We start from the raw sequence: 16,735 nt of genomic DNA on the forward strand, positions 1-16,735 counted from the left end.
CAGGTTTCCCGGGTGTCGCTGCGCTCGACCCGGGCTACGGGTTACTGAAGCTGTTAGTTCATATTGATGATCACGTGTTCCTGCCACAGGCGCGGCAGGGCCTTGGAGGTATTTTCCCAGGCGGCGGGATCCTTGATCGGCTGCACGTTGGCGTACTGCGCCTGGGGCAGCAATTTAGCCTGCACCTCTTCCGGCAGGGTCAGGTACTCGGCGCGGATCGGCCGGGCGTTGCCCTTGGCCAGGTTGATCTGGCCTGCGTCGGAGAGGATGTACTCACGCGCCAGCTTGGCGGCGTTGGGGTTTTTTGCCCACTTGTTGATGATGGTGCTGTAGCCGGAGATCACCGAACCATCGGACGGAATCAGCACCTCGAAGCGCTCGGGGTCGATCTGGTCGCGGTAGCTAAGGCCGTTGAAGTCCCAGACCACGCCGACTTCTACTTCGCCTTTTTCCAGGGTCTGGATAGTCGGGTTGGCCAGTGACAGGCGACCTTGCTTAGCCAGTTCGCCGTAGAACTCCAGGGCCGGTTTGACGTTGCTTTCGTTACCGCCCATGGCGATGGCAGCCGCCAGAACGCCGTTTACCGCTTGTGCGGCGGTACTGACGTCGCCGGCAGACACTTTATAGGTGCCGGTTTTCAGATCGGCCCAGGAGCGCGGAATGTCTTTGACCAGTTGCTTGTTGACGATAAAGGCGATGGAGCCGGTGTAGGCGAGCATCCAGTGGCCGTCGGCGTCCTTGGCCCAGGCCGGGATCTGCTCCCAGGTGCTTGGCTTAAACGGCTGAGTCACGCCCTGTTGCACGGCGATAGGGCCAAAGGCGGCACCGACGTCGCCGATATCGGCGGTAGCGTTATCTTTTTCAGCGGCGAACTTGGCGATTTCCTGGGCCGAACTCATGTCGGTGTCCATGTGTTTTAGGCCATACAGCGTGTTCAGGTCAGCCCAGGTGTCTTTCCAGTTAGCCCAGCTGTCGGGCATGCCCACACTGTTCACCGCGCCTTCCGCGCGTGCAGCCTGTTCCAGCGCCTGCAGATCCGTGTCGGCAGCCATGGCCGAGGTTGCCAGGGCGATGGCTGAACCCATCAATGAAGCCAGCAGCAGTTGTTTCATTGGAAACTCCTTTGCGATTGAAATGCATGCAGCGAAAAAGGTCTGGTCTAGATCAGCAAGACCTAGGCCAATCTAGGCGTGTTAAATGACATTTTTATGTATGCGGGTCATTTTTCAGTTAGATCCGGCCGGCACAAACCGGTGCATTACTAGCGTAGACCATGAAAAAATCGGTCATGTATGGCATGCAGGCCAATTTTCATCAGCTTTTACTGCCACTGAAAGAAAGTTGTCATGGCCTGGTCATCAAGACTGCTTAAACTTGAAACATTGTTTTTATCGCTGCACACACGATTTCATGCCCTTTAGTGGGGCTGGACTAGTCCAAATTTGGAGGTCTTGATGCGCGATGAAGCGCCGCGGGCAGTCACAGCGATATGCCGGGCATTGGAGGAGCAGATCGAACACGGTCTGTTGCCGTCGGGAAGTCAGTTGCCGGCAGAGCGCAAGCTCAGTGAGGTGTTCGACACGACGAGGATCACCTTGCGCGAGGCGTTGGGCCAGCTTGAGGCCCAGGGACTGATCTACCGCGAGGAGCGCCGCGGCTGGTTTGTTTCGCCGCCGCGTGTGGCCTATAACCCGCTGGTACGCAGTCACTTTCATGCCATGGTTGGCGAACAGGGCAGGGTGCCGGCTACCGAGGTGTTGAGCGCGAGACTGATTCCAGCCAGCGCCGAGGTCTGTCAGCTACTGGCCTTGCCCGCATTGTCCAGCGTGTACCAAATCCGTCGGGCGCGGCGCATCGACGGACGTCTGGTGCTGTACGTCGAGCACTACCTGAACCCGGCCTACTTTCCCGGCGTGCTCGACTTTGACCTGACCCTGTCGCTGACCGAGCTGTATGTCAGCGAGTACGGCATTCACTATGGGCGGGTGCGTTTCGACATGGTGCCGACCGCCCTGCACAGCGAAGCAGCGGCTGCACTGAAGGTTGCAGTGGGCAGCCCGGCACTGCGCATCGTGCGGGTCAACCGCGACCAACACGGTCGCCTGATTGATTGCGATCTGGAGTTCTGGCGCCATGACGCCTTACACGTCAGCGTCGAGGTGCCGGAGTAGCAGGGCCCGCAGCCCGGATGCAATCCGGGAGCGATTTATGCGGCGATAGACCTTCCCGGATTGCATCCGGGCTACGCGTCACGCTTTTTTAGTGTGGACATGCGAAGCGTTGTCTACTGGCGAGCAGATGGCGGACCAGCCTTCGGCATGTCCGCCCTACGGGGCGTCCATCAGGGCAGCTCAGCGCTCGCGTAGAACGCCGTCAGTACCTTGACCAAATGCGCCAGGTCGTGGCTGCCGGCCAGTTCGCGGATCGAGTGCATGGCGAAGGTCGGTAGGCCGATATCCACGGTGCGCACGCCCAGCTGGCTGGCGGTGATCGGGCCGATGGTCGAGCCGCAGCCCATGTCGCTGCGGGTGACGAAGCTCTGTACCGGCACTTCGTTTTCCAGGCACAGGTGGCGGAAGAAACCGGCGGTTTCGCTGCTGGTGGCGTAGCGCTGGTTGCTGTTGATCTTGATCACCGGGCCGGCGTTGAGCTTGGGGCCGTGGTTGTCGTCGTGCTTATCCGGGTAGTTGGGGTGCACGGCGTGGGCGTTGTCGGCGGAAACCAGCAAGGAGCGCTGGATGGTCCGCACGAAGCCTTCGCCTTCCGGCAGCACGCGGCGCAGCACTTGCTCGAGCATCGGGCCATCGGCGCCACAGGCTGAGCTGGAACCGACTTCTTCGTGGTCGGTGCAGACCAGCACGCAGCTTTCCGCGTCCGGTGCGGCCAGCAGGGCCTGCAGGCCGGCGTAGCAGGACAGCAGGTTGTCCAGCCGCGCGCCGGCAATGAAGTCGCCATTCAGGCCGATTACCGCGGCGGCCTGGGTGTCGTAGAAACTCAGCTCGAAATCGAGCACTGCATCTGCACTGAAGTCGTGCTCGCGAGCCAGTTGCTCGGTGAGCAGCGCGCGGAAATCCGCCGCTGTTGTGCCAGCCAGCTGGGCCAGGATCGGCGGCAGCTCGGTTTGCGCATTGATCGGCCAACCCAGGTTGGCCTCGCGGTTGAGGTGAATGGCCAGGTTGGGGATTACGGCGATCGGCAGCTGGAAGTCGATCAGCTGGCTTTCCACCTTGCCATCGCGGCGGTAGGTCACCCGCCCGGCCAGCGACAGGTCGCGGTCGAACCAGGGGGTGAACAGGGCGCCGCCATAGACTTCCACACCGAGCTGGAAGAAGCCCTGGCGCTGCAACTCCGGCTGCGGCTTGACGCGCAGGCAGGGACTGTCGGTATGGGCACCGACCAGGCGCAGGCCGCCTTCTAGCGGCGAACGCTGGCCCAGTTTGAAGGCGATCAGCGAGGAGTCGTTACGGGTCACGTAATAGCGGCCGCCGGCATTGGTATGCCAGGGCGCGCGCTCGTCGAGTTGTTGGAAACCTGCAGCATCAAGGCGCTGGGCCAGGCTGGCGGTGGCATGAAAGGGGGTGGGCGAGGCCTTGAGAAAATCGATCAGGCCTTGGTTGAGTTCTTCGCGCATGGGGCGCTCCTGGCGGCAATCCGCGGAGTTTATCGGAATTGGCCGGCGCATTGGGTACATGCAACGTTAATGGCTCAGGCAGGGATGGCGACCAGGCTGAGCAGATGACCATCGTGCTCGACGAACTGGCCATCCAGCTCGCTGCCGGCTGGCCAGTCGCCGCTCAGGTCGATGAGCAGGCGCAGGCGCGCGCTGCCGCCGGCATGGCAACTCAGCAGGTCGGCGTCCTGGAAATAGAAACGCTTCAATACCAAGGGGTAGAGCGCCTTGAACAGGCTTTCCTTGAGCGAGAAGGTCAGGCTGATGCGCCAGGCCTGTTGCTCCGCTGTCAGACCTTGTAGCTGCTGCAGCTCGCCAGGGGTGAGGATTTCTCCGGCCAGTCGTTCGGCGCGCGCCGGCGTCAGCCTGCGCTCCACATCGACACCGAGGCCACGCCAGGCGCTGGCGTACGCAACCATGGCGCCAGCCCAGCCGCTGCCGTGGGTGATCGAACCACTGACCCCGGCCGGCCACTGCGGAGCACGGTCGGCACCGACCGCTGGCACCGTGGCCGTGCCCGTCACTCGGCGCAAGGCTTCGCGCGCACACAGGCGTCCCGCGAGGTATTCGCTCTGGCGTTTGGCCACGCCGTTGACGGCGGCGATGCCGCTAAGGTCGAAGTCGTTGGCGTCGAGCCGGGCTGCATCGAAACGGGTGCTGATCAGCTGCACGCCAGGTAATGCCTGGGGCAGTGGCCAGTGATCACTCAACGGAGTGCAGCAGGGAGGCAGGTACAGGTTGCTCATGCCGGCATTCTGCCGCGTGCGGTGGTGCCATGCCAGCAATGTGAGTGTTTGCATATAAGAGCTACACCCAGAACGCAGCTGGGCGTGGGGTATGACGCGCAGACCCTACTGTGATTTGAGCGCTGGGGCGCCATCACCCAACGGCTTTGGAATTTACGCAGCAACCGTTCGGCAGGCCTGCTGCGTGTAAAGCAATCTGCAAACAGTTGAGTCGATGGAGAATTGATCCAATACAGTCACTAGTGAATTGTTACTGTGTGGTTCACAATCGACAAAACTGTACCGGTGCACGTGTAGGTCACCGGGTTACTGTTTGGGTCCAATAAAGCGGGAAGGTGGTCATGACTAATCTGTTGCTCTATCAGCGTATCGCCCAGCAATTGGCGGAAGATATCCGTCGCGGCGTTTATCAGCCGGGAGAGCGAGTGCCGTCGGTACGCAAGATGAGTTCGCAGCTCAATGTCAGTCATGCCACGGTATTGCAGGCCTACGCCAACCTGGAGGATCAAGGGTTGATCCGTGCCCGCCCGCAATCCGGCTTTTATGTGCACCAGACTCCAGCCCTGACTGCACCGACCCCGGATATTGCCCGGGTCGAGCGTCCCAGCCTGGTGACGCGCAGCAGCATCATCAATCAGATCCTCACCGAGTCGCGCCGCGAGGGTGTGTTCCCCCTGGGCGCTGCGGTGCCGCATGTCGACTACCTGCCGGTGCGCGCCTTGCATCAGCAGTTGGCCAAGGTCACCCGGTTTCAGAGCCCGCGCGCTTTCAGCTATATGTTCAGTCCAGGCTTCGAACCGCTGCGTCGCCAGGTGGCGATCCGCATGCGCGATGCCGGTGTGGTGGTCGATCCAGACGAGGTGGTGATTACCCATGGCTGCGTCGATGCGTTGCAGATGTCGCTGCGGGTGCTGACCAAGCCGGGTGACTTGATCGCCACTGAGTCGCCGACCTATTACGGGCTGCTGCAACTGGCTGATCTGTTGGGTTTGAAAGTCATCGAGATTCCCAGCGATCCGACTACGGGGATCAGCCTGGAGGCGTTGCAACTGGCCGCCAGTCAGTGGTCGATCAAGGCGCTGGTGTTGACCGCGCGCCTGAGTAATCCGCTTGGCGGCAGTATTCCGGAGGCGCGGCAGAAGCAGTTGCTGCGTCTGGCTGGAGATTTCGACATGCAGATTGTCGAGGATGATATCTACGGCGAGTTGATGTTCGATCAAGGGCCGATCAAGGCACTCAAGTCGCATGACCGTGAAGGGCGGGTGGTGTATTGCTCAAGCTTCTCGAAAACCCTGTCGCCCGGCGTGCGCATCGGCTGGATCATTGCCGGTAAATACCAGGATGAAATTCAGCGCCTGCAGACTTTCAGCACTCACTCAGCCTGCAGTGTCACGCAGATGGCGGTGGCGGCCTATCTGGAAAACGGCGGTTATGACCGTCATCTGCGCTATATCCGCCAGGAGTACCGCAAGAACCTCAGCGCCTTCCAGTTGGCGGTGCAGCAGTATTTTCCCGAAGGCACGCAGATGACCCGGCCCAACGGCGGCTTCATTCTCTGGATCAGCCTGCCAGTGCGGGTCAATACCAAGGACTTGCACGTGCGCGCGCTGCAGCATGGCATCAGCATCGCGCCGGGGCTGATCTTCAGCAACACCGAACAGTTCAACCATTGCGTGCGCCTCAATTGTGGCATTCCCTGGAACCGCGAGGCCGAGCGTGCCTTGATGACCCTGGGCATGCTGGCCAGCCAGTTGTGTCAGGAAGAAGCGCCGAGTAGCTGATCAGGCTCCAGATATTGCTAGCCCGTCATTCTGGTTGCCCACAATGCAGCTCAGGCTCGGCGTAGAAGCGTGCCTTACTCGAAGTGCTCTTGGCTAACCGCGGGTTGAGTAAAACCTGTGTAAGCATCAGGCGCCAGGCTTGCTTGATGCCGGAGGAGAGGCGAGCATGGGTTCCTCTTATTTCTGCGATTGTGCATGTTGATGATCAGCTTACGTTTTTCGTGTTTATTGATGGCCCTGCTAGCACTGAGTGCCTGCGACAACCAAGAGCCAGCCGCCACTGCACCACGTGAGCCGGCCAAACCCGCTGCTGTCGTGGTGCCCGCTGCGCCCGCAGATGTTGTGCCTGTGCCCGACCCCGAACCGGTGCCCACGCCCAAGCCGCCAGTCAAACCGCCAAGCGAGCCTGCTCGGCCCATTCCCAAGCCAGCGGCCAAAGAGCCTGCTGTTACCCCTGCGCTCAAGGAGAACCTGGACTTGAGCTTGCCGGCGGATTTGTTTGACGAGTTGCAGCCGTTCGCTACCCCCGATGAATTCTCGTCTCCGGCTCTTCTACCGCCGCTGTTCCGGGCACAAGAGTCTTCGCAAAGTCCTTTCCAGCTCCATGGCAAGTTGATTACCAATGAGCAGGAAGATGACTATTGGGATTCGCTGGAGGGTGCCGAGCTGCAGTTCGAGTTCAAGCGATAGCCGCAGCCGGGTTGCGCGCGCTCCACGCGGGGTTGTGGCCGGGTTGTCTGGCTAGTCGACAAACAGGTCAGTAATCAATGCACCGCCATCGGGGTCGAAGCGGTAGTGCTCGAACTCGCGTTGGCCCTGTTCACGCAGCATATCTTCGTCAATCAGCAAGCGCCCGGTCAGGCTGCGGCCTTGGCTCGACACAATGGCGTGGGCGGCGTCGGCCATGATCGCCGGGGTACGGGCGCGTTTGAAGGCCTCGCGGCTGCCCAGTTCGAACTCGATGGCGGCGGTGGCGATCATGGTTTTCGGCCACAGCGAGTTGACGCTGATGCCGTACTTCTTGAACTCCTCGCTCATGCCTAAGGTGAGCATGCTCATGCCGTACTTGGTCACGGTGTAGGGGCCGTGCTGGGCGAACCACTTGCTGTCCATATTCAGTGGCGGCGACAGGTTGAGGATATGCCCATTGCTGCTCTGCTTAAGGAACGGCAGGGCGGCTTGGCTGCAGACCATCACCGCACGGGTGTTGATCTGGAACATCAGGTCGAAGCGTTTGGGCTCGAGTTTCTCCACACCGACCAGCTTGATTGCGCCAGCGTTGTTGATCAGCGCGTCGATGCCGCCGAAATATTCGGCCGCCTTGGCCATGGCGGCTTTCACCGCGTTCTCGTCACGTACATCGACTTGCAGGGCCAGGGCCTTACCGCCTGCTTCCTCGACCTCGGTGGCCACCGAATAGATAGTGCCGGGCAACTTGGCATGGGGCTCGGCGCTTTTCGCCGCAATCACGATGTTGGCCCCATCGCGCGCGGCGCGCAGGGCGATCTCCCGGCCGATGCCGCGGCTGGCACCGGTGATGAACAGGGTTTTGCCGTGCAGTGACATAGACGTGCTCCGTGATTTGTTCTTCAAATGAGCTGCTTTTGTAGGGTGGGGCGGGCGGCGTTCCGTTGAGCGCAGCGATACCCAACAATCCCAACAATGTTGAGTGCCGATGGGTATCGCTCTGCTCAACCCATCCTACGTTTCTAGGCCGTGCACACCGTCGGGATTTTGGTGCGCATGGCGCACCCTATGGGTCAGGCCTCGCTGGCTTCGATTTCTACCAACAGCTGACGGTTCTTCACCTGATCGCCACGGCTGACGCCAATGCGGCGGACCACGCCGTCGATGCTGGCTTTCAGCGGGTGCTCCATCTTCATCGCCTCCAGCACCACCAGCAGTTGGCCTTTGCTCACCGTTGCGCCTTCTTCAACCAGCACCTCGACAATTGCCCCGTCCATTGGCGCTTTGACGCTGCCCGAACCGGCCCCGGCCTCACTGCTGACCGGTTGGTGGGTGATGTCGGTGAAGTGCAGGTTGCCGGTGTGGCCATACAGCCAGATGTGCTCGCCATCCAGGTGATAGGCCAGGCGCTGGCGAATGCCATCGCGCTCAACGGTGGCCCAGCGGCCGTCACTGGCGAGCAACGTGAGGCTCACCTGTTGTTCGCCCACAGTGGCCAACAAGCTTGGCTGCGGGCCGTCTGCGCGTACTTCCAGCTCAACCGTCAGTGATTGTTCGCCGTGTTTGAGGACAAAGTGCCATGGCGCGCTGCCGGCATTGCGCCAACCGGCCAGCCCCGGCTGATGGGCGCGGGCGTTGGCCGATTGCTGGAACAGCAATGCGGCAGCAACAGCCAGTTCGCCGGCGGCCGGCGGCTGCGGCGACAGGCTTGGGTCGTTGGCAAAGTGCTCGGCGATAAACGCGGTGGTGGCGTTGCCAGCGGCAAATTCAGGGTGGCTGAGCAGGTTGGCGAGAAAGCGCTGGTTGGCGTTAACGCCCAGCAGCACGCAATCTTCCACGGCGCGCACCAGCTTGCGCCGGGCTTCTTCGCGGGTGGCACCGTAGGCAATCACCTTGGCCAGCATCGGGTCGTAGAACGGACTTATCACCTGGCCTTCAAGCAGGCCATGGTCGATGCGGATGCCGTCACGCAGCGCCGGTTCCCAGCGCAACGCGGTGCCGGTTTGCGGCAGGAAGTTATGGGCGGCGTCCTCGGCGTACAGGCGCACTTCCATGGCGTGGCCGGTCAGGCGAATTTCGTCTTGTTTGAGTGGCAGCGGCTGGCCTTCGGCGACGCGAATTTGCCAGGCGACCAGGTCTTGGCCGGTGATCAGTTCGGTGACCGGGTGCTCCACTTGCAGACGGGTGTTCATCTCCAGAAAGAAGAATTCGCCGCTTTGATCCAGCAGAAACTCGACGGTGCCAGCGCCGACATAATTCACCGAGGCAGCGGCCTTGACCGCAGCTTCGCCCATGGCTTGGCGCAGCTCGGGCGTCATCACCGGGCAGGGCGCTTCCTCAACCACTTTCTGGTGGCGGCGCTGCACCGAGCAGTCGCGCTCGCCCAAATAGACGATGTGGCCGTGCTGGTCGCCAAACACCTGAATTTCCACATGGCGCGGCTGGATCACCGCACGCTCAAGGATCAGCTCACCGCTGCCAAAGGCGTTCTGCGCCTCCGAGCGCGCCGTGCGGATTTGCGCCAGTAACTCGCTGGACTCGTGTACCAGCCGCATGCCACGGCCGCCGCCACCGGCGCTGGCTTTAATCATCAGCGGGTAGCCGATGCGCTCGGCCTCGCGGCTCAGGGTGTCATCGTCCTGGGCTGCTCCTTCGTAGCCGGGAATGCACGGCACGCCGGCTTCGAGCATGGCGATCTTCGACAGGCGTTTGCTGCCCATCAGGTGAATCGCTTCCACGGTCGGGCCGATAAACACGATACCGGCGGCTTCGCAGGCGCGGGCAAAGTCGGCGTTTTCCGAGAGAAAGCCATAGCCGGGGTGGATCGCATCCGCGCCGGTTTGCTGCGCGGCGTGGATGATGTTGTCGATCACCAAGTAGGACTGGTTGACCTGCGCCGGGCCGATGCAGACCGCCTCATCCGCCACCTGCACGTGGCGCGCATCGCTGTCGGCTGCGGAGTAAACAGCCACGGTGCGGTAACCGAGGTCTTGGGCGGTGCGCATCACCCGGCAGGCGATTTCCCCACGGTTGGCGATCAGAATCTTATTGAAGGCGGGCATCTCGGTGCTCCTGCTTATGCGTAGCCCGGATGCAATCCGGGGGGTGGTGTTCCCGGATTGCATCCGGGCTACGGTGTGTGGCTACTGCGCCCACTTCGGTGCGCGTTTTTGCATAAACGCCATGGTGCCTTCGATGCCTTCGGTGCCGGTGACGGCGGCGGCGAACTGCTCGGCGGCGCGGTCCAGCAACGGGCCGAGGGCTTCGTGTTCAGCAGCCAGCAGCAGGGCTTTGGTTTTTGCGTTGGCTTGCGGCGCGCACTGGCGTACCTGGCTCAGCACCTGCTGCAAACGGGCGTCGAGGTGCTCGCTGTCGATTTCGCTGAAATGCACCAGGCCTAGGCGTTCAGCTTCGCTGCCATTGAAGCGGGCAGCGGTCAGGGCCAGCCGGCGAGTCTGGGTCAGGCCGATGCGCCCCACCACAAAGGGCGCGATCTGCGCCGGGAGAATGCCCAGGGTGGTTTCCGGCAGGCCGAATTTGGCGTCCTGCTGGCAGAGGGCGATATCCGAGACGCAGGCCAGGCCGAAGCCACCGCCCAGCACCGCGCCTTCCAGCACGGCAATCAGCACCTGGGGTGCATGCTGCGCTTCTTCCAGCATGCTGCCGAAGGCGCGATTAAGGTTGCGGTAGGCCTCAGCGCCAGCGGCGCGTGCACCGGCCATGTCCTTGATGTCGCCACCGGCGCAGAAATGGCCGCCGGCACCGCGCAGCACGATGGCGCGCACACTCAGGTCACTGCGCAGGCTTTCCAGTACCGCGCGCAGTTCCCCAACCATGGCCAGGCTCATGGCGTTGCGGCTCTCCGGGCGGTTGAGGGTGACGTGCAGCACACCGGCATCGAGGTTTAACAGCAGGGTTTGGCAGTTCAGTAGAGCGGACATCCGATATTCCTTGTGCGTAGGATGGGTCGGGCCGCGCAGGTTGAGCGAAGCGATACCCATCGATTCAGCGGCGATGGGTATCGACGCTGCGCGTCTCAACCCATCCTACGGTCGTACGTTTCTCAGCTCTTCTTTATGGCCTGCCATCCCTGGCGGCCACCCTTCGGGCCGTTGCTACGCGACGTTAAAAATCGCTCCCGGCTATTTTTTCTTACCCGGCAGAATGCCCATCAGTTTGCAGATAATGCCCAGCATGATTTCGTCGGCACCGCCGCCGATGCTCACCAGGCGCACGTCGCGGTAGGCGCGTGACACCGGGTTGTCCCACATAAAGCCCATGCCGCCCCAGTACTGCAGGCAGCTGTCGGTCACTTCACGGCCCAGGCGGCCGGCCTTGAGCTTGGCCATGGAGGCCAGGTTGGTCACGTCGCGGCCTCGCACGTATTGCTCGGTGGCCTGGTAGACCAGGGCGCGCAGGCACTCGATTTCGGTTTGCAGTTCGGCCATGCGAAAGTGAATGACCTGGTTGTCGATCAGCGCATTGCCAAAGGTTTTGCGCTCTTTGCAGTAGTCGATGGTGGTGTTGATGCAGTGCTCCAGGCCCTTGATCATGTTGGCCGCGCCGAACAGGCGTTCTTCCTGGAACTGCAGCATCTGCATCATAAAGCCGGCGCCTTCGTGGCCGATGCGGTAGCGCTGCGGCACGCGCACGTTGTCGAAGAACACCTGGGCGGTCTCCGAGCTGCGCATGCCGAGTTTGTCCAGGTGCGGGCTGAGGGTGATGCCCGGCGTGTTCATCGGCAGCATGATCAGCGACTTGTTGACGTGGGGCTTGTCGTCGCTGGTGTTGGCCAGCAGGCAGATAAAATCGGCCGATGGCGAGTTGGTGATCCACATCTTGCTGCCGTTGATCACATAGTCATCACCGTCTTTGCGTGCGGTGGTTTTCAGGCCCGCCACATCCGAGCCTGCACCGACTTCGGAGACGCCGATGCAACCGACCATGTCGCCACTGATGGCTGGCTTGAGGAACTGCTCGCGCAGCTCATCCGAACCAAAGCGGGCCAGGGCCGGGGTGCACATGTCAGTCTGTACGCCGATGGACATCGGAATGCCGCCGCAGTGGATGGTGCCGAACTCTTCCGCGGCAACGATCGAGTAGCTGTAGTCCAGGCCCATGCCGCCGAATTTCTCCGGTTTGGAGATGCCCAGCAAGCCGAGGTCGCCGGCTTGTTTGAAGATTTCATGGATGGGGAAGCGGCCGTCCTTTTCCCACTGCGCCACATGCGGGTTGATTTCTTTGTCGACAAAGTTACGCACCGTGCGACGCAGTTCTTCGTGTTCCTGGGTGATGATCATTGTTGTTTTCCTCAGAAAGTCGGTGGTGTTCGTTCTGTAGGAGCCAGCTTGCTGGCGATCAGGGCAGCAGAAGCGTATCGCCAGTAAGCTGGCTCCTACACGATGTCAAAGGCGGGCAACGCCGAATGTGTTGTTTTTAAGAGGCCGGATGTGCGCCTCTGCACAAATATCCAGCAGGTAGCCGAGCAATTTTCGCGTATCGCGTGGGTCGATCAGGCCGTCATCCCACAGACTGGCGGTGCCGTAGAGCGCGGTGGACTGGCTGTCGAGTTTCTGCGCGGTGACGGTTTCCAGCATGTCGAGCATCGCAGGATCTGCTTCCTTGCCTAATTTGAGGTGTTTTTCCTCGGTGATGATCCGCAGCACCTTGCCCGCTTGCGCGCCGCCCATGACGGCGGTTTTGCTGTTGGGCCAGGCGAAGATGAAACGTGGGTCGAGGCCGCGGCCGCACATGGCGTAGTTGCCGGCGCCGTAGGAACCGCCGACGACGATGGTCAGCTTCGGCACCGTGGCGTTGGCCACCGCCTGGATCATTTTCGAGCCGTGCTTGATCACGCCGTTCTGCTCCGACTCGGTACCGACCATAAAGCCGGTGGTGTTGTGGAAGAACAGGATCGGCGTATTGCTCTGCTCGCACAGCTGAATAAATTGCGCAGCCTTGGCCGCGCCGCGCGGGGTGATCGGGCCGTTGTTGCCGATGATGCCGCAGCCGTGGCCTTCGATCTGCAGGTGGCCGCAGACGGTCTGGCTGTCGAACTCGTTCTTGAAGTCCAGAAACGCCGAGCCGTCGGCGATGCGCGCGATGATCTCGCGCACGTCATAGGGCTTTTTCGCATCCGCCGGGACGATGCCCAATAATTCGTCAGCCGAATACAGCGGCTCACGCCAGGTTTTTTTCGCCCTTGCAGGCAGCTGCGCATTCCACGGCAACATGCCGACAATCTCGCGCGCCAGGCGTACGCCATCTGCGTCGTTTTCCGCCAGGTATTCAGCCGTACCGGCGATTTGTGCGTGCATTTCGGCACCGCCCAGTTGCTCATCGGTGGCGATTTCACCCGTGGCGGCTTTCAGCAGGGGTGGCCCAGCGAGGAACATCTTGGCCTTGCCGCGCACCACCACCACGTAATCCGACAGGCCCGGCTGGTAAGCCCCGCCCGCCGTGCTGGAGCCATGCACCACCGTCACTTGCGGAATACCAGCCGCCGACAGACGCGCCTGATTGGCAAAGGCGCGCGCACCTTCCACAAAAATCTCGGCGGCGTAGGTGAGGTTGGCACCGCCGCTCTCGGCCAAGGTCACCACCGGCAATTTGTTCTCCAGGGCGATCTGCTGCAAACGCAGGGATTTGCGCAACCCGCTCGGGGAGATGGTGCCGCCTTTGATGGCGCTGTTGTTGGCGATCACCAAACACCGCACCCCGGCGATGTAACCGATACCGGCAATGATGCCGCCACCGGCCTGGGTGCCATCCTTGTCATCGTGCAGCTTGTAGCCGGCCAGTGATGCCAACTCCAGGAGCGGCGCGCCGCTGTCGAGCAAAAGGTTGATGCGCTCACGGGGCAGCAGTTGGCCGCGTTTGGTGAACTTGGCTTTGGCCTCAAACGCCTTGTTCAGGCAGTTCTGCTCGACATCACGAAAGCTGGCCACGGCCGCCAGCATGACCTCGCGATTTTTCACGAAGTCTGCGCCATGCACATCGATCTCGGACTGAATGACCGGCATCGCCTTACTCCTTCAATACTGCAGGCACATAGGCCCGGTGGAAGCCGTTATAGGATTCGCTGTTTTTCGCCTTGCCCAGGGTCCAGGCCCGCGTGCCCTGGCTGGCTGCGCCGTCGATGCGGATGGTGTTGCCGCTGATAAAGTTGGCCCCTGGCGTGAGCAGGAAGACGATGGCCGCCGCCACCTCTGACTCGCTGCCGATGCGTTGCAGCGGCACGTGATCCTTGAGCGAGCGGATCATGGTCTTCATCGACGCGGGGTAGGTGTCCATGCCGCTGGAGGCGATCCAGCCCGGTGCCACGGCATTGACCCGCACCCCGGCATGGCCCCACTCGTAGGCGGCGGTCTTGGTGAAGTTTTCCATGCCAGCGCGTGCCGCACCCGAGTGGCCCATGCCGGGCATACCGCCCCACATGTCCGCGAGCATGTTGACGATTGAGCCGCCGTGCTTGCTCATGCTCTGCAGGAAGACTTCCTTGGCGATCAGAAAGCCGCCCACCAGGTTGGTGCGCACCACGGTTTCGAAGCCTTTCTGGTTGATGCCGATCAGCGGCGCGGGGAATTGGCCACCGGCATTGTTGACCAGGTGGTGGATCTGCCCGTGTTCGGCGACCACGCTTTTGACCATGGCCTTGACCGCGTCTTCGTCACGGATGTCGCACACCTGAAAACTGGCTTGGCCGCCGTCCTCAATAATCTCGCCGCAGGTGGCTTCAAGCTTTTCCACCTTGCGCCCGACCAGCACCACGTGGGCACCCAGGTGCGCCAGCTCATGGGCGGTGCAACGGCCGATGCCGCTGCCGCCGCCGGTGACCATGATGGTCTGGCCGCTAAACAGGCCGGGTTTAAAGACTGAGTCGTATGCCATTTTCGTTATTATCCTTAGGCTTTATCGGGCACCACCATGTCAGGGTGGTGCGCTATCAGCTTTCTGTAGGGGCGAGCTCATGAAGCTTTTGCTGTGTTGATGATCGCCAGCAAGCTGGCTCCTACAGGGTATTTGCCAGCGTTTGGGGCACCGGCACCGGGAACTCCAATAGCTGTTGGGCGAAGGCCTTGCCCTGCGGGTCGATGCGCAGGGAGGCGATGCCGCCGCCGCCCAGGGCGTTTTCCAGCAAGAAGTTTAGGCTGTGACTGCCGGGTAGATACCAACGGCTGACCTTGCCGGCTTTCTCATCCAGCGTGTGCTGCATCCATTCGGCCACGGCGGCCTCCGTCAGCGCAGCGGCGATCCACGCCAAGTATTCGGGCTTTCTGGCCATCACCCCGATATTGCTGTGGTTACCCTTGTCACCGGAGCGCGCCACGGCCAGCTTGATCAGCGGCACGCTGGCATCTGCCTGACCGCTTGGCAGCGGCGCGGCGATATCGGCGGCAATCTGTGCGCGATCGAGCACGGCGATCTGCGGCAGTGCAACAGGGGTCCGTTCACCGTTCAGCTCGACTTCCAAGGCGCAGGCGCTTTTGTCGGCGAGAAAGCTGAACAGGCGGATCACCGGATACACCGTCGGGCGACCGCCGACGATGCCGGTCAGGCCGGGTGCCATGCCGGTGGCGGCCTGAGCGATCTCGCGGGAGAAGAGAATCAGCGCTTCTTTCTTGGCGTGGCGCACGGCGATTTTCAGCACGATTTCGCGGGTGTCCGCACGCTGGCCACGGCTGCCGTAGGTCGCTTCGCTGCCGAGCAGCTCAATGCTGACTTCTTTGTAGGCTCCCCAGCCGCGCTCAGCGAACATTTCTTCGGTTTTATTGATGATCGCCTGGCTGACGCGCTGGGCTTTTTTCACCGCATCGATACCGGCCAGCAAGCAACTGGCGGTGCAACGGAAACCATCTGGGTGAGTGGCGCTGACCTTGTACTGAGCGGTGGGCGGCAGGCCGCGTGCGCCTTTGAGTTCCACGCGGTTTTCGCCAACCTGAGTCAGTTGCACCTGGGTGAAATCACACAGCACATCGGGCAGGTAATACGCCCGTGGATCGCCGATTTCATAGAGCATCTGCTCGCCTACGGTAAAAGGTGTAACCAAGCCGCCGGAACCCTGCGGTTTGGTCACCACAAAGCCACCATCGGCGGCCACTTCCACCACCGGGAAGCCGATGTGTTCATAGTCCGGCACGCTGTCCCAATCGGTGAAGTTGCCGCCCGTGCATTGTGCACCGCACTCGATGATATGCCCGGCCAATGCGGCCTGAGCCAGCTGGTCATAGTCACTCCAGTCCCAGCCGAATTCATGCACCAGTGCGGCGCTGACCACGGCGCTGTCCACCACGCGGCCGGTGATGACGATATCGGCACCCAGCTTCAGGGCTTCGACAATGCCGGGCGCGCCCAAGTAAGCGTTGACCGACACGCAGAAGGGCGGCAACGGCGCGCCGCTGAACATTTCCAGCGTGCCGGCTTTGACCAGTTCGCCCAGTTTGGGTTGCAGGTTGTCGCCGTGCAGCACGGCGATTTTCAGGTCGACGCCGGCCTGCTCGCAAGCGGCTGCCAGAGCGGCGGCGCAGGCGCTGGGATTGACCCCACCGGCGTTGCTGATCACGCGGATGTTCTTCGCCGCGATCTCACCCAAGAGCGGGGCGAGGGTTTCGACAAAATCTGTGGCGTAGCCGGCGTCCGGTTTTTTCATCCGTGCGCCCGCCATGATCGACATGGTCACTTCGGCCAGGTAGTCGAACACCAGGTAATCCAGTTCAGTGCCTTTTACCAGCTGGGCGGCGGCGGTGCTGGTGTCGCCCCAGAAGGCGGAAGCGCAGCCGATGCGTACGGTCTTGGTCATTGGAATTATCCGCAACACAGGAATAAGGTCACTTAAAGGCTACCAAGCAAGC

Annotated in this window: 13 protein-coding genes; 3 read left to right on the forward strand and 10 right to left on the reverse strand. The window is 61.7% G+C overall.

The genetic code is table 11. The features are described 5' to 3' along the window. Positions 1-53: 53 nt before the first annotated feature. Entirely contained in the window at positions 54-1,112 is a 1,059-nt protein-coding gene (locus Q8K09_RS13825) for an ABC transporter substrate-binding protein (RefSeq protein ID WP_305255552.1), read from the reverse strand. A gap of 342 nt (positions 1,113-1,454) precedes the next feature. On the opposite strand from Q8K09_RS13825, the gene Q8K09_RS13830 reads away from it, so the two are divergent. Continuing rightward, positions 1,455-2,171 (forward strand): UTRA domain-containing protein, encoded by a 717-nt coding sequence (locus Q8K09_RS13830; RefSeq protein WP_305255553.1) that lies wholly within the window; start codon positions 1,455-1,457, stop codon positions 2,169-2,171. Between the two features lie 170 nt (positions 2,172-2,341). Here Q8K09_RS13830 and Q8K09_RS13835 read toward each other — a convergent pair whose 3' ends face one another. Together Q8K09_RS13835 and Q8K09_RS13840 are read right to left on the reverse strand one after the other, a co-directional pair. Then, a complete protein-coding gene (locus Q8K09_RS13835; RefSeq protein ID WP_305255554.1) occupies positions 2,342-3,631 on the reverse strand; it encodes a M18 family aminopeptidase in 1,290 nt (429 codons plus the stop codon). A gap of 74 nt (positions 3,632-3,705) precedes the next feature. After that, entirely contained in the window at positions 3,706-4,416 is a 711-nt protein-coding gene (locus Q8K09_RS13840; protein ID WP_305255577.1) for a 4'-phosphopantetheinyl transferase, read from the reverse strand. A 341-nt stretch (positions 4,417-4,757) separates the two neighbouring features. Here Q8K09_RS13840 and Q8K09_RS13845 point away from each other — a divergent pair, with 341 nt between their 5' ends. After that, positions 4,758-6,197, forward strand: coding sequence for a PLP-dependent aminotransferase family protein (locus tag Q8K09_RS13845; RefSeq protein ID WP_305255555.1), 1,440 nt, complete (start codon positions 4,758-4,760; stop codon positions 6,195-6,197). A 231-nt stretch (positions 6,198-6,428) separates the two neighbouring features. Further along, complete coding sequence (locus Q8K09_RS13850; protein WP_305255556.1) at positions 6,429-6,887, forward strand: hypothetical protein; 459 nt, start codon at positions 6,429-6,431, stop codon at positions 6,885-6,887. Positions 6,888-6,938: 51 nt separating this feature from the next. On the opposite strand, the gene Q8K09_RS13855 is transcribed toward Q8K09_RS13850, so the two are convergent. The 7 genes from Q8K09_RS13855 to Q8K09_RS13885 form a co-directional block, all read right to left on the reverse strand. Then, positions 6,939-7,763, reverse strand: coding sequence for an NAD(P)-dependent oxidoreductase (locus Q8K09_RS13855; protein WP_305255557.1), 825 nt, complete (start codon positions 7,761-7,763; stop codon positions 6,939-6,941). Positions 7,764-7,957: 194 nt separating this feature from the next. Further along, complete coding sequence (locus Q8K09_RS13860; RefSeq protein ID WP_305255558.1) at positions 7,958-9,946, reverse strand: acetyl/propionyl/methylcrotonyl-CoA carboxylase subunit alpha; 1,989 nt, start codon at positions 9,944-9,946, stop codon at positions 7,958-7,960. An 81-nt stretch (positions 9,947-10,027) separates the two neighbouring features. After that, a complete protein-coding gene (locus Q8K09_RS13865) occupies positions 10,028-10,825 on the reverse strand; it encodes an enoyl-CoA hydratase/isomerase family protein (RefSeq protein ID WP_305255559.1) in 798 nt (265 codons plus the stop codon). A 201-nt stretch (positions 10,826-11,026) separates the two neighbouring features. Further along, positions 11,027-12,184: a citronellyl-CoA dehydrogenase gene (gene atuD / locus Q8K09_RS13870; protein ID WP_305255560.1), complete on the reverse strand. Its 1,158-nt coding sequence runs from the start codon at positions 12,182-12,184 to the stop codon at positions 11,027-11,029. A 105-nt stretch (positions 12,185-12,289) separates the two neighbouring features. Continuing rightward, on the reverse strand, positions 12,290-13,906 hold the full coding sequence (gene atuC / locus Q8K09_RS13875; RefSeq protein WP_305255561.1) for a geranyl-CoA carboxylase subunit beta: 1,617 nt from the start codon (positions 13,904-13,906) through the stop codon (positions 12,290-12,292). 4 nt (positions 13,907-13,910) lie between these two features. Beyond that, entirely contained in the window at positions 13,911-14,774 is an 864-nt protein-coding gene (locus Q8K09_RS13880; protein WP_305255562.1) for an SDR family oxidoreductase, read from the reverse strand. A gap of 121 nt (positions 14,775-14,895) precedes the next feature. Beyond that, positions 14,896-16,683: an acyclic terpene utilization AtuA family protein gene (locus tag Q8K09_RS13885; RefSeq protein WP_305255563.1), complete on the reverse strand. Its 1,788-nt coding sequence runs from the start codon at positions 16,681-16,683 to the stop codon at positions 14,896-14,898. Between the last annotated feature and the right edge of the window lie 52 nt (positions 16,684-16,735).

The sequence above is a fragment of the Pseudomonas sp. genome (genome assembly GCF_030683065.1).
Taxonomy (GTDB): Bacteria; Pseudomonadota; Gammaproteobacteria; order Pseudomonadales; family Pseudomonadaceae; genus Aquipseudomonas.